The organism is Kitasatospora sp. NPDC085464, from assembly GCF_044541955.1.
GTDB lineage: Bacteria > Actinomycetota > Actinomycetes > Streptomycetales > Streptomycetaceae > Kitasatospora.
In genome coordinates, this window is the sequence record NZ_JBITTM010000033.1 from 75,012 (window position 1) to 88,938 (window position 13,927).

Consider the following 13,927-nt stretch of genomic DNA (forward strand, 5'->3'; position numbering starts at 1 on the left):
AGTGAGGCCCCGGCGGGCCCCGACACAGGTGGCGAGGCCCGCTGAGTTCCGGCGAGGCCGGGAGCCCCGGTCGTCAGAGACCCGGGCCCTGCCCCCGCCGGGCGCGCTTCAGCTCCTCCCAGCGCTGCGCCTGCTCCGGCGTCAGGGCGCCGCGCAGCTCGGCCAGCTTCAGCAGCTGTGCCTCCGCCTCGGCGCCCAGCGGCTGGGCCTCGGCGCGGTAGTGGTCGGTGAGGAGGGCGTCCAGCTCGGGCCGGGTGAGGGCCGGGTCGAGGCGCTGGGCGAGCTTGGCCATGTTGCGGTACGAGCCCTGGAGCAGGAACGGCGGCTCGGTGCGGGTGCGGTCGTCCTGGGCCGCGGAGTCCAGGTAGGCGCGGTTGACGGCCAGGACGGTGGTGCGCAGGTGGAGCAGGCCGGCCAGGACGGCCGTCATCCGCTCGACCTCGGCGGCCGGCCAGGCGCCGGTCAGGGTGCCGCCCGGGACGCCCGCGGCACGGGCGAGCAGGGTGTCCAGGTCGGCGCGCTCGGCGGCGGCGAGCGGGGCCAGGTGGGGGTTGGCGGGCAGGGCGTTCTCGATGAAGCTGAGCGCGAAGAGGTCGTCCCGCCCGGCGACGGCGTCGCCGAGGTTCCAGACGTCGGCGCGGTTGGCGAGCATGTCGGGCAGCCGGAAGAGCCGGCCGGACTCGGTGTAGGGGTTGGCGGCCATCACCACGGCGAAGCGCTTGCCGCGCAGGTCCCACTCGCGGGCCTCGCCGTCCCGGACGCCGTCGATCCGGCGCTGCGCGTCGCACAGCGGGATGAACCGCTGCAGGAACTCGGGCGAGGTGTGCTGGACGTCGTCCAGGTAGAGCAGCACGTTGTCGCCGGCATGAAGGGCGAAGTTGAGCTTCTCGACCTCGCGCCGGGAGGTGGCGTCGGGCGCCTCGGCGGGGTCGAGCGAGGTGACGCGGTGGCCGAGCGCCGGGCCGCTGACGGAGACCAGCAGCAGGCCGAGCCGCTCGGCGAGGTACTCGACGAGGGTGGTCTTGCCGTAGCCGGGCGGGGAGACCAGGAGCAGCAGGCCGCTGCGGTCGACCGGTCCGCCGGACTCCGCCGTGCCGAGCTGCTTGGCGAGGTTGTCGCCGATCAGCGGCAGGTACACCTGGTCGATCAGCCGGTTGCGGACGAAGCCGTTGAGCGGGGCGGGCCGGTACTGGTCGAGGCGCAGCCGGGCGTGCTCGGCGGCCAGGAGCTCGCCGCGCAGCTTCCGGTAGGCCCGGTGTCCCGGCACCTCGACCTCCTCGAACTCCTTGACCCGGGCGAGCAGTTCGTCCAGTCGGAGGTCGAGCGCGCCGCCCGCCAGGCGCGGATGGTCGCCGAGCAGTCCGGTGAGCCGGGTGGCCACGGCGGCGTCCACCGGCCGGCGCGGCAGGGACGGGCAGAGCAGCACGGCGGCGGCCTCGGCGAGGTCGGCCGGATCGGCGTCGGCGGCTCCCGCCGTCAGCCAGGCGGTGGCGAGCTGGCGCCGTACGGGCAGCAGCGCGGGCTCGTCGGGCAGGGCGGCCAGCGCCTCGGTGAGACCGGCCGACTCGGGGGCGGCGCGGAACTTGTCGAGCAGCGCGGCCGCGCCCGCCGAGTAGGCGAACGCGGGTGATTCGGCGGTGAGTTCGGCCACCAGGTACGGTCCGGCGTCGGCCGCCCCGGGGCCGGCGGACTCCGGGTCGAACTCCGCGACGGCCCGCGAGAGTTCGGCGGCCAGCCCGTCCAGTGCCGGCACACCGCCGAAGGCCTGCCGGGCGAGCCCGAGCGATCGGGCCCGGGTGTGCCAGAGCAGCCGCTGCCGCTCGTCGGCGCCGTGCGCCCAGTACAGCTGCGCGGCCGCCCGGGCGGCCGCCGGGTGCCGCAACAGGCCGGCGTCGGAGCCGAGTTCGATCAGGGCGCGGAGCAGCAGCGCCGCGTCGTGGTCGTGCACGCCGCGCTGGTAGCCCTCGTCCGGCCGCTGCTCGGCGGCCCGCCGGACGTGGTCCAGCAGGTCCGCGTCGGCGGAGAGCGAGCCCGGCTCGGCGGCCAGCAGCAGACTAGCGGCGAGGTACTCGGCGCGGTAGAGCTGCGGGGTCTCCGAGGGCAGCGGGCGTTCCCAGTAGCGCTCGGTGGCGGCGAAGGCCGGGTCGGTGACGGGGGAGCGGTAGTCGGTGCCGGTGAGGGTGAAGGCGGGGCGCCCGCGCCAGGGCACGAGGGCGAGTTCGGGCCGCTGGGTGGTGACGGCGAACAGGTGCCGGCCCAGCCGCAGGGTGCCGGGGCCGTCCCCGGCGAGTTCGGCGCGGTCGCGCAGGGCACGGTGGGCGCGGCCGCGGGCGGCGCGCAGCCGTCCGGTCAGCTCCTCGGCCCGGACCCGGTCGCCGAGCACGGTCAACTGTCCGGCGAGGTCGCGGAGTTTGACGGCGGTCGGGTCGGCGGCGAGCGCGGCGTCGATCTCGGCGGCGGTGTCCAGCGCGGTCAGGCGCCGGTGCAGGGTGTCGAGGATCCGCTCGGCGGAGGCGGCGAGCCGGTCGGCGCGGCGGGCCCGTTCCTCCAGCAGGTGCTGGCGGCGGGCGGTGAGCGCGTCGTGGACGGCGGTGCGCCGCTCGGCGAGCTGGTCGCCGAGGGCCGGGTCGGCGTCGGCGAAGCGGGTCTCCAGCTGCTCGATCCGCAGCAGGAGCCGGCCGAGCTGGTCGTCGCAGGCCTCCGGGGTGTCGGCGGCGGCGAGTGCGGCGGTGGTGGCCTGGGCGAGCAGGGCCGTCTCGGCGGCGAACTCGGCGGCGGCCTCGCGGGTGCGCAGCTCCCGGCGGCGCACGGTGAGCGCGGTCCGGGCCCGGTTGAGCAGCCCGAGGACGTCGGCGAGGCGGTCCAGGATCGCGGTGCGGGTGGTGGCGTCGGCCAGGTCGAGGGTGCCGACCAGCTCCGAGACGGTCTGCAGCGCCTCGCTCTGGGCGTTCAGTTCGAGGCCCAGCGGCTCGGCCTCGGCGGCGGTCGCGATCACGGCGCACTGCTCGGCCAGTTCGGCGGCCCGCCGGCGGTGCGGTTCGAAGGCGGTGGGTTCGGCCAGCCGGCCGACGGCGCGTTCGGCGGCCTCGGCCAGGCCCTCGGTGAGGTGCGCGGCGAGCGCGTCGATCCGCTCGGCGTCGGCCCGCGGCAGGTCGCGCAGCGCCTCGACCCGGCCCTGGGCGCGGCGCAGCGCGGCGAGCCGGTCGACCCACTCGGCGGCGTCGGCCAGGGTCTCGCCGCGGGCGGTGCGCAGCAGGCCCTCGACGTGTTCGGCCGCCTCGTCGGTCTGCCGGGCGGCGTGCGCGGTGAGCTGGGCGATCGCCTCGTACTCGGCGATGACCTGCCGGGCGGTGTCGCGGATCTCGGCGAGCGGTGCGGCGAGGTCGCCGAGGCCGCTCTGGCCGAGCCAGTGGTGGCGGTCGGCGGTGCGGGTGCAGGCGGCGAGGACGGCCCGGTGGCCGGCCGGGGTGTCGGCGCCGGCCGCGGCCAGCCGGGCGAGCGCGAGGCAGTCGGCCAGGCCGCGTACCAGGTCGGCGTTGCCGATGCGGGCCAGCGGCCCGGTGCCGGGCGGCTGTCGGGCGGCGAAGCGCTCGCTGGTGAACGGGGTCTGCCAGAGCTGGACGGGGTGCAGCCGGGTGGGCCCGTCCTCGGCCGGGCGCAGCGCGATCAGGGTGCCGTCGGCGAGCAGTGCGTACCCCTGGCAGGACAGCGGGGCGGCGGCCTCCTGGCGGACGCTGTTGTACGGCTGCAGCAGGGCGCGGCCGTCGGCGGGGGAGCGGAACTCGTACAGCACGTCCTCGCCGTTCGGCGAGACGACGGTGCGCTCGTGGACCAGGCCGTCCACGGGCTGGTCGAAGGTGCGTACGGTGCCGTCCGTCAGGTGGCAGCCGCCAGGGAAGGCCACGCCCTGGTCGGCGGGCAGCCGCAGGCAGGCCCGGCCGAGCGCGTCGATCCGGGTGACCTTGCCGGTGGGCAGGTGCACCACCAGGTGCCGGACGCCCTCCTCCTGGTACGGGCGCACACGGACCAGCAGCAGGGTGCCCAGGCGGGCGTGGGCGATCTGCGCGTCGGCGAGGGTCTGCAGGGCGTCGGCGAGCGGCTCGTGGTGCAGCTCGCGGCCGTCCGGGGTGGTGAGGGTCAACCGGCCGCCGTCGACGCCGAGGTGGAGCTCTCCGGCCAGGTCGGCGCGGGGCGGGCGGCCGGGGCCGGCCGGCAGCTGGTCGTCGCGGGTCAGTGCGGTCCAGGCGAGCTGCTGCCCGTCGGCGGGTGTGTGGTCGCGCTCGCCGCGCCCGTCCAGGTAGGCGGGGCGGGCGTCGTCGGCGTCGTCGTCGAGGCGCCAGCGCAGCACCCGGACGTCGGTGGCGGCCGGGCCGGTGCGGAAGACGGCGAGCAGCCGCCCGTCCACCGGCCGCAGGCGTTCGAGGCGGGCGTCGCGGAAGTAGCGCCGCAGGTCGGCGAGGTCCTGGCGCAGCCGGGGGTCGTCCAGCAGGGTGCCCTCGGCGGGGGTGGGGGAGAGGTCGGGGCCGTGGAGGCCGAGGACGTCGGTGAAGTCCTCGGCTCCGTCCGCGACTTCGGTGGGTCGGGTGCCGAGCAGGAGCAGCCCGCCGGCGGCGGTGAGGTCCTGCGGGAGGCAGGCCCGGGCGGTGGTGAGCCGCCCGGTGCCGGTCAGCCGCAGCTCCCCGCCGCCGAACTCCTCGACCCGGCGGGCGTTCAACGCCTTTGCGCGGTCGGCGAGTTCGGTGGCGGCCCGGGCGAGCCGGTCGCGCAGGACCTCGTAGGTGCCGGCGTCGAGCCGGTCGTCGAGGACGTCCACGGTCAGTTCCTCAGGTACTCGGCGGATCGTTGCTCGGAGCGGTGTTGCCCGGAGCGGTGTTGCCCGTTGCCCGGAGCCGGTGTTGCCCGGAGCCGTAGGCTACTTGGAGCCGTTCAGCGCGGCGCCGCCACCGGCCAGCGTCCCGATCGGGGTCTCGGCGATGCCCAGCTTCCGTGCCGACTCCAGGAGTTGGCGCAGCTGCCCGGACTGCGCGCCGGCGCCCGAGCCGATCAGCTGCATCAGCAGCGCGGAGACCGTCAGGTTCTGCACGTCCGCGGTGGAGACCGAGGACAGCACCCGGGTGAGGTCCTCGGTGAAGCTGGCCCGTCCGTCCAGCCAGGGGCCGGCCAGGGTCTGCGCGGTCTGCGAGTGGCCGACGAAGGCGTCCACGCTCTTGCCGGCCGTCACCGACTGCACCAGCCGGTCGAAGAAGACCGAGTCCCCGCCGACGATGTCGATCTTGGCCTTCTCCAGTCCGGTCGCGACCAGCGCGGCCTGCGCCTCGGCGATCTGCCGCTGCGCGTCCAGCCCGGCCAGCCGGACGTCCTTCTCGGCGGCCAGCCGCAGCCGGTACTCCTCGTGCTCGCGCGAGGCCTGGTCCAGCTTGGCCATCGCGGCGGCCTTCTCGGTCAGGCCCTCGGCCTCGGCCTTCAGCTTGGCGCCGACCTCCAGCGCGGCGGCCTTGGCCTTCTCGGCCTGGACGACGGCCTCGGCGAGGCCCACCTTCTCCACGGCCGCGGCCTCCTGCTCCCGCACCTGGACGCGGGCCAGACCCTCGGCGGCGGCCTCCGCCCGGACGCCCTCGGCCATCCGGATCTTGGCGGCCGCGTCCAGCTCGGCGGCCTGCTGCCGGGCCTCGGCCAGCACCAGCGCCTCGCGGGCCTTGTGCGTGGCGGCCTGCTCGGCGGCCTCGGCGGCCTTGATGTCCTTGACGAGCTTCTCCTGGGCCTCCGCCTCGGCCTGGATGACGACCGCCTTGCGCACGCGCTCGGCCTCCTCGGTGGCGCGCAGCGTCTTGACGGCCTCCTCCTGCTCGGCGACGGTCCGGTCCACCGCGACCCGCTCGCGGACCACGTCGGCGACGTCCCGCTTGGCGGACTCGACCTCCTTCTCCTTGGCGATCGAGGCGAGTTGGGTCTCCCGCTCGCGGCCGACGACCTCCAGCAGGCGGTCCTTCTCGATCCGCTCGTTCTCCACCGCGATCACCCGCTCGCGGTTCTTCTGCGCCACCGCGACCTCGCGGGCCTGGTTCTCCCGCTGCACCCCGAGCAGTTCCTCGGTGCGCAGGAACGCGGTCTGCGCGTTGAGCCGCTCCTCCTCCTGCACCCGGGCGATCACCGCGTCCTCCTTGGCCCGCAGGGTCTCGATCTCGCGGCGCTGGCGGATCTCGGCGTCGGCCTGGCGCCGTTCGAGCTCCAGGACGGTCTCCCGGGCGTCGACGTTCTGCCGGGTGATCTCCTTCTCCTCGGTGCGCTGGTACTCGTTGGTGCGCACGTGCTCGATCGCGGTCAGCTCGGTGATCTTGCGGATGCCCTGGGCGTCCAGGATGTTGTCGCCGTCCAGCTGGCTCATCGGGGTCTGTTCGAGGTGGTCGATGGCCGCGTCCTCCAGCGTGTAGCCGTTGAGGTCGGTGCCGATGACCGCGATGATCTGGTCCCGGAACTCGTGCCGGTGGGTGTACAGGTCGGTGAAGTCCAGTTGCTTGCCGACGGTCTTGAGCGCCTCGGCGAACTTCGCCGCGAAGAAGTCCTGGATCGCCTGCGGATCGCTGGCCCGGGCGGTGCCGATCGACTGCGCGACCTTGACGACGTCCTCGACGGTCTTGTTCACCCGGACGAAGAAGGAGATCCGGATGTCCGCGCGGATGTTGTCGCGGCAGATCAGGCCGTCCCGGCCTGCCCGGTGGATCTCCACCGTCTTGGCGGTGATGTCCATCAGCTCGGCCTTGTGGATGACCGGTAGGACGATCGCGCCGGTGAAGGTGACGTCCACCTTCTTCGTCCGGGAGACGATCAGTGCCTTGCCCTGCTCGACCTTCTGGAACAGGCGGCCCACGAAGAGCAGCATGGCGAGCACGATGAGCAGCACGACGGCGACGAGTACGCCGAAACCCACGGCGATGGTGTCCATCACGGAGTCCTTTGACGATGGCGAGACGGTGCGAACAGGAGAGTTGGGGAAGTGAACCGACGGAGGGCGCCGGACGGGATCCGGCGGGTCCGGGCCGGCGGGTCCGGGCCGGCGGGTTCGGCTGTCGGGTTCGGCTGTCGGGCTCGGGCCGTCAGGTGAGGCCCGGCGGCGACGGGTCGAAGGGCGCCACCAGGAAGTGCTCGCCCTCGGCGTCGTAGTCGAAGATCAGGGCGGTCCGCCCGACGGTCAGCTCGGGTTCCGGGGTGGTCGTGCGGACCTGGACGGTCGCGGTGGAGCCGTCCTCGGCGGTGACCTCGGCCTGCCCGAAGTCGGCCGTCACCCGGCCGGTCCGGATCACGCAGACCCGGCCGACGAAGTCCCCCCGGGTGGTCGGCCGGTCCTGCGGGAAGAGCCGCCGCAGCGGCTTGACGAGCACCCGGGTGCCCGCCCAGGAGGCGACCAGCGCGACGGCGAACACTCCGCCGCGCGCCGGCGCCCCCGAGGTGAGCACGGTGCCGGCCAGGCTGACGAACCAGGCGAGCGCGACCAGCAGCGAAACCGCCACCGTCACGGGCACGCCGCCCAGCCCGAGCGCGTCCAGCACGCCCTCGTGGTGGCCGGCCCCCGCGCGGGTGCCGTCACCCCCGTTCCCCCCGCCGGAGCCGCGCCCGTCGGTGCCGTGCCCGCCGTGTGCCCCGTGGCCCCCGTGTGCCACGTGGCTCCCTGCACCGTGCCCCCCGGCACCGTGCCCCCCGGCACCGTGCCCGACGTGACCCGCATGGCCGACGTGACCGACGTGACCGACATGGCCGACGTGCCCGGCATCCAGGTGGTGCCCGACGCCGTGCCCCCCGTGCAGGGCGTCGAACCCCAGTCCGCCGAGCAGCATCAGCAGCCAGTACCCGACGACGACCACCAGCGCGAAGCTGAACAGCGCGGCCGGAAAGGCCAGCGCGGCCGCGAAGAATTCCCCCGTCCCGGCCACGCTCCCCCGCCTTTCCCCCGGCACCGCGCTTCGGCGCCGGGGAGATCATGGCAGTGGAGGAGCCGGCCGCACATTGCCAGGATCCGGCAATCTTTACGGCTCTTTGACACCCTGGTACGCGCGACCCACGTGACACTGCAACAGCCGGGCAACAGAACGGCCGCCGGACTGTCGCAGCGGGCCCGCGCGGGTTTGGCGAACGGGCTCGGCGAGCGTCCGGCGGGCGGGTTCGGCGAGCGTTCGATGACGGGCCGGACGTCGGGCTGGACGTCGGGCCTAGAGCGGCTGCTCCGGCCAGTTCAGCAGCCGCGCGCCCATCGCCGCGGTCTCCAGCGTGAAGCGCTGCAGCGCGTCCGACGGGTCGTACCCCGTGAGCGCCTTGATCCGCTCCAGCCGGTAGCCCAGCGTCCGCACGCTCAGCCCCAGCCGCCGTGCCGCCTCCGCGTTCACGTACGCGGCCTCCGCCTGCACCGCGATGGTGTCCAGCAGGGGGCGGGCGCCGCCGCGCGCCTCGGTCAGCGGGCCGAGCACGCTGCGCACCAGGTCCGCCATGGCCGCCCGGTCGCGCATCAGCACCGGGAAGACCAGCAGTTCCTCGGCCTTCAGCTGCCGGGCCGGCAGTTTCAGGCGCTGCGCGTAGTCCAGCGCGTCCAGCGCCTCCTCGTAGCTGCGCAGGACCCCGCTCGGCCCCGAGTGCCGACGGCCGGTGGCCACCCGCTGCACCGGGCGGTAGCCGGAGCCCGGGCGCAGCGTCAGATCGGCGAAGGCCTCCAGCACGGCCCGCTCGGAGTCCGGGGCTATGCAGACCAAGCGGCCGTCCTTGCCGGCCAGCAGCACGTCCCGCTCGCCGAACCGCCCGGCCAGTTCCCGCTCGACCCGGTGCACCATCGGGTGCACGTCCGCGAAGGGCTCGTCGCCCACCGCGACAGCCACCGTGTACGCGCCCGCCAGCCGCAGCCCGAACCGCTCCGCGCGCTCGGCGAGCAGGCCGAGGTCGCTGCGGCCGAAGAGCAGGTCGTCGATGAACTCCCGCCTGGCCGCCTCTTCCTGACGGACCGCCAGTCGCTGCGCGCGCTCGTGCCCCTCGCCGAGTGCGGCGAGTGCGGCGTCGGTGGCGGCGAGCACGGCGTCGCCCATCCGGCGCAGTTCGTTGACGCTGGTCGCCGAGGCCGTCCCGGGCAGCGTCTGCCAGGCCCGGCGGGCCGCCGCCAGGCAGTGCGCCACCACCTCGCGCAGCCCGTACCCGGCCTCCGCGCAGTGCTCGCCGAGCCTGCGCAGACCCTCCAGCTCGTCGCGGCGCAGCAGCCTGCCGGTGCGGGAGACGTCGGCGAGCAGGACGAGGTAGGCCTCGGCCAGCTCGGTGGGTATGTCGTGCTCGATCCCCTCGGTCACCTTGTCCTGCCATCCCCCGAACGACCTGGTGATTCGGCGCTGAACACTAGCAGGATCGATACCGTCGGAGGCCGGTGCCGCCGCACGTGCGGGCCCCTGCGCCGCCGGCCTGCGCCCCTCGGCACCGCCCGCCCGGGAGCCCGCGCTAGCGGTCGCGGAAGTGCAGCACGAACCGGGCGCTGCTGCCGTCGATCCGCCGCCGCACGTACAGGGCCGGGGTGCCGTCCGGGGTGCAGCTGACGCCCTCGCGGACCAGCAGTGCGGTGCCCGGCGGGACGCCCAGCAGTTCGGCGTCGGCGAGGTCCGCGCCGACCGCGCCGAAGGCCCGCCAGTCGTACTCCAGCTCCACTCCGGCGGCGCGCGCCAGGTCCAGCACGAGGTTCCCGGGGCGCCCGGGCCGGACCAGCTCGGCGGGCAGCGGGCCGAACGGGACCCAGTAGCTGCAGGCGGCCCGGGCCCGGCCGCCCAGCCGGATCACCGAGTCCACCCGGGACAGCTCGCGGGGCTCGCGCCCGAGCTGGCGGGCCGCCTCCGCGTCCTCCGCCGCGCCGGTGACGGGCGGCGCGGCGACGACGAACTCGCCGTCGTCCTGAGCGCCGTCCGGGCCGCCGTCCCGGTCGCCGCCCTCGTCGCCGCCCGGGCCGGGGCCGTGGCTGCCGGCGGGCAGGGCGGCGTGGACGCTGCCGAGGTCGAAGCGCTGGCTGCGCGGGTCCACGGTGATCGACACGCGGACGGCGGGCGGGCGGACGAAGGTGCCCACGCCCCGGCGGATCTCCACCACGGCCGCCCGCTCCAGCTCGGCGACCGCCTGCCGCACGGTCAGCCGGTTCACGCCGAACTCGGTGCTCAGCTCCGGCTCGCTCGGCAGCCGGGCGCCCGCCGGGTACGTGCCGGCGTCGATGCGCTCCTGGAGCCGTCGCGCGAGGCGGCGGTACAGCGGGGTGCTCGGGGTGCTCGGAGGGTTGGTCGCCACACGGTCGATCCTACGAAGCCCGCCGCCCCGAGCCCGCCGCCCGGAACCGCCGCCCCGAGCCCGCCGCCCGGAACCGCCGCCCCTCCGGGTCGCCCCGGCGCACGGACGGGGGTGGGATGGAGGGAGCGCCGTCGGCCGCCGCTTGCCCGGCGACCCCCGGAGGGGTTAGACATCTAGACGTCTAGATGTCCGTCCGGATGCCCCACCCCTCCCGAGCGCGGCTCCACCGAAAGGCCTCACGCATGTCCCTGGTCAACTTCCGCGACGCCGCCGTCCTCGGCGACCCCGAGGGCCGTCGGGTCCGCCCCGGCGTGCTGTACCGCTCCGCCCAGCCGTTCCCGGCCGCCGACGAGGCCACCGTCGCCCAGCTGCGCGCCTGCGACATCCGTACGATCGTCGACCTGCGCGACCTGCGGGAGACCGACCCTGCCGACTGGGCCGCCGCCGAGGCCGCCGGGATAGCCGTCGTCGCGGCCCCGGTGAACCCCGCCGCCGACGCCCTCACCGCGCGGATGAGCACCATGGCCACGGCCGCCGACCTCGGCGACTTCTACGTGCTGCTGGCCGAGTCCGCCCCCGAGGCGGTCGCCGCCGCCGTCGAGGCCACCGTCCGCCCCGGCGCCGTCCTGCTGCACTGCGCGGCGGGCAAGGACCGCACCGGCCTGCTGACCGCCCTGCTCCTCGACCTCCTGGGCGCCTCCGCGGACCGCATCGTCGCCGACTACGCCCGCACCGCCGACGCCCTCCCGCAGATCTTCGCGGGCCTCGCCGAACGCCACCGCGCCGCGCTCAACGATTACTCCCCCTCCCGCGTCACCGACTCCCAGGGCCGCCACCTCACCATCCCCGCGCCCCTGCTGGAGGCCCCGGCCGAGGCCATGTCCGTCTTCCTCGACCGCGTCCGCACCCACCACGGCGGCGCCGCCTCCTTCCTCCCCGCCTGCGGCGTCCCGGCCGCCACGATCACCGCCTTCCGCACCAAGGCCGGCGCCGGCGTGAGCTGACCCGGCGCCCCCCGGGGCCCCGCCGCCCCGCCCGCGCGGCAATTCCGTTGCGCCGCCCCGCCCGCCCTGGCAGCGTGCCCGGCGGGGATGCGCCGGGGAGCAGGAAGACCAGGGGGTGCGCCGCGATGACCGCGCTGCGGGAGATCCGCGCCGACTACGACGACCGGACGATCGTGGTCTACCAGGCCTACCCGCCCGCCGTCGCGGACGCGGCGCTGGCGGCGGGGCGCTTCGTGGCGCCGTTCGGCTTCCACCGGATGACGTGGATCAAGCCCTCGTTCCGCTGGCTGATGCACCGCAGCAACTGGGCGCAGAAGCCGGGGCAGACCCGGGTGCTGGCGGTGCGGATCACCCGTGAGGGCTGGGAGGACGCGCTGGCCCGGGCCGTGCCGACCACGGCGCACCCCGACGAGCTGGCCCGCGCCGAGGTCCACGTCCAGTGGGATCCGGAGCGCACGCTGCGCGGGGCGGCGCTCAACCACTACAGCATCCAGGTGGGCGTCGGCCGTTCGCTGGTCCGCACCTTCGCCGAGAAGTGGGTCACCGGGCTCACCGACCTCACTCCGCAGGTGCGGCGGATCGCCGCGCTGGTCCGCGGCGGGCAGGGGGCGAAGGCACAGCGGCTGCTGCCGCCCGAGCGCCCGTACCCGCTGCCCGCCGCGACCGCGCAGCGCCTCGGCCTCGGCTAGGGGCGCGGCACCTCACACGTCCCGTCGCCGCACCACGACCACCGTGACCGCCACCGAGACGGCGGCCCACACGCCCATCGTGATCCAGGAGTCCAGCACGGTCGGCGCGTACTTCCCCATCGTCGTCGAGGAGTCGGGGTTGATCGTGAGCCGGGTGACGGTGCTGAGCGGCAGGTGGGTGCCGATCTCCTTGAGCCAGCGGTAGCGGTCCCCGCCGAACATCAGCGGCAGGATGAACATCAGCCCCACCAGCGACACGATCGAGGCGGTGGCGTGCCGCAGCACCGCGCCGAGCGCCATGCCGATCAGCGCGCAGGTCGGCACGATCGCCGCGAAGCCGAGGACGGCGCGCAGGCAGCCGTCGTCGGCGATGGAGAGCCCGACGTGCCGGGAGGCGAGCATCGCGTTGGTGGCGAGGAAGGAGCCGAACGACACCACCAGCCCGGCGAGCGCGGTGATCCCGCCGATCAGCGCCACCTTGGCCGTGACCACCGCGCGCCGGTCCGGCACGGCGGCGAAGGTGGTGCGGACCAGGCCGGTGGTGTACTCGCCGAACACGGTGATCGCACCGAGGCTGCCGGCCGCGATCGCCATCAGGTCGCTCGACATGCTGCTCAGGCCGTGGAACAGCGGGTCGTACCGGTACGGGGGGAAGCCGGGCGGCGGTGGGCCCGGGTGGTCGAGGTACGGGAGGTCACTGTGGACGGCGTTCAGGTTCACCACGATCGCCGCCAGTGAGGCGAGCGCGAGCACCCAGTACGTCGACCGCAGTGATCGGAGTTTGATCCACTCGGCGGCGAGCAGGTCGGTGAAGCGGGGTGCGGGTTCGGCGGTGTGTGGGGCGGTCGGGGCGAGGGGGGTGAGGGTGGTGCTCGTGGTGCTCATCGGGGTTCTCCAGCCGGGTGTTCGGTCGCCGGGTACTCGACGCTGTCGGCGGTCAGGGACATGAACGCGGTCTCCAGGGACGAGGTGCGGGTGGTCAGTTCGCCGAGCACCACGCCGTGTCGCAGGGCGAGTTCGCCGATCCGTTCGGCGGTCAGCCCGGTGACGATCGCCGACTGCGGCTCGTGGAGCTGTACGTCGGCGCCTTCCGTCCGCAATGCTTCGGCCAGCAGCGGGAGTTCGGGTGAGCGGACGGTCACCGAGGTCGTCGCGGTGCGGGCGGAGAACTCCGCCAGGCCCTCGTCGGCGATCAGCCGGCCGCGCCCGATGACCACCAGGCGGTCGGCGGTGTGCTCCATCTCGGCCATCATGTGGCTGGAGACGAACACCGTGCGCCCCTCGGCGGCCAGGCGGCGGAACAGCCCGCGCACCCACAGCACGCCCTCCGGGTCCAGCCCGTTCAGCGGCTCGTCGAAGAGCAGCACCGGCGGGTCGCCGAGCAGCGCGCCCGCGATGCCGAGCCGCTGCCTCATGCCCAGCGAGTAGCCGCCGATCCGCCGCCCGGCGGCCCGGCCCAGCCCGACCTCCTCCAGCACCTCCTCCACCCGCCCGGCCGGGATCCGGTTGCTGCGGGCCAGCGCCCGCAGGTGCGCCCTCGCGCTGCGCCCGCCGTGGACGTCGCCCGCGTCCAGCAGCGCGCCGACGTGCCGCAGCCCGCGCGGCCGGCTCGCGAAGGGCACGCCGGCCACGGTGACGCTGCCCCCGGTGGGGGTGTCGAGGCCCAGGATCATCCGCAGCGTGGTGGACTTGCCGGCGCCGTTGGGGCCGAGGAAGCCGGTGACGGCGCCGGGCCGGACGGTGAAGGTCAGTCGGTCGACGGCCGTGGTGGCGCCGTACCTCTTGGTCAGTCGCTCGATCTCGATCACGGGGACAACGCTGCCGGTCGCCGCCCCGCCCGGGCGTCGGGCGGCGGGCCACAAATGCGGGCCGGCGCACTGGCCCCGGGGATTACGCCCGCCGGCCAATGCGCCGCCGAACGGGGCGCGGCTACCATCGCGT

9 protein-coding genes are annotated in these 13,927 nt (G+C 75.2%); 2 read left to right on the forward strand and 7 right to left on the reverse strand.

What is annotated here, in order from left to right; translation table 11 throughout:
- Positions 1-73 precede the first annotated feature (73 nt).
- The 5 genes from ACIGG8_RS27890 to ACIGG8_RS27910 all read right to left on the reverse strand — a co-directional run bounded on the left by ACIGG8_RS27890 (position 74) and on the right by ACIGG8_RS27910 (position 10,293).
- Positions 74-4,813 carry a DNA repair ATPase gene (locus ACIGG8_RS27890; RefSeq protein WP_396551560.1) on the reverse strand — a complete coding sequence of 1,580 codons (4,740 nt, stop codon included), beginning with the start codon at positions 4,811-4,813 and terminating at the stop codon, positions 74-76.
- Positions 4,814-4,912: 99 nt separating this feature from the next.
- A complete protein-coding gene (locus ACIGG8_RS27895) occupies positions 4,913-6,943 on the reverse strand; it encodes a flotillin family protein (RefSeq protein WP_396551561.1) in 2,031 nt (676 codons plus the stop codon).
- 151 nt (positions 6,944-7,094) lie between these two features.
- Positions 7,095-7,928 (reverse strand): hypothetical protein, encoded by an 834-nt coding sequence (locus ACIGG8_RS27900; RefSeq protein WP_396551562.1) that lies wholly within the window; start codon positions 7,926-7,928, stop codon positions 7,095-7,097.
- 276 nt (positions 7,929-8,204) lie between these two features.
- Entirely contained in the window at positions 8,205-9,320 is a 1,116-nt protein-coding gene (locus ACIGG8_RS27905; protein WP_396551563.1) for a PucR family transcriptional regulator, read from the reverse strand.
- Between the two features lie 145 nt (positions 9,321-9,465).
- Positions 9,466-10,293, reverse strand: coding sequence for a GntR family transcriptional regulator (locus ACIGG8_RS27910; RefSeq protein WP_396551564.1), 828 nt, complete (start codon positions 10,291-10,293; stop codon positions 9,466-9,468).
- Between the two features lie 242 nt (positions 10,294-10,535).
- Here ACIGG8_RS27910 and ACIGG8_RS27915 point away from each other — a divergent pair, with 242 nt between their 5' ends.
- Positions 10,536-11,297, forward strand: coding sequence for a tyrosine-protein phosphatase (locus ACIGG8_RS27915; RefSeq protein WP_350521448.1), 762 nt, complete (start codon positions 10,536-10,538; stop codon positions 11,295-11,297).
- A gap of 125 nt (positions 11,298-11,422) precedes the next feature.
- Entirely contained in the window at positions 11,423-11,986 is a 564-nt protein-coding gene (locus ACIGG8_RS27920; protein WP_396551565.1) for a DUF4291 domain-containing protein, read from the forward strand.
- 12 nt (positions 11,987-11,998) lie between these two features.
- On the opposite strand, the gene ACIGG8_RS27925 is transcribed toward ACIGG8_RS27920, so the two are convergent.
- Both ACIGG8_RS27925 and ACIGG8_RS27930 read right to left on the reverse strand, forming a co-directional pair.
- Positions 11,999-12,871: an ABC transporter permease gene (locus ACIGG8_RS27925; protein ID WP_396551566.1), complete on the reverse strand. Its 873-nt coding sequence runs from the start codon at positions 12,869-12,871 to the stop codon at positions 11,999-12,001.
- Entirely contained in the window at positions 12,868-13,794 is a 927-nt protein-coding gene (locus tag ACIGG8_RS27930; RefSeq protein WP_396551567.1) for an ABC transporter ATP-binding protein, read from the reverse strand. The genes ACIGG8_RS27925 and ACIGG8_RS27930 overlap by 4 nt, the downstream gene beginning before the upstream one ends.
- Between the last annotated feature and the right edge of the window lie 133 nt (positions 13,795-13,927).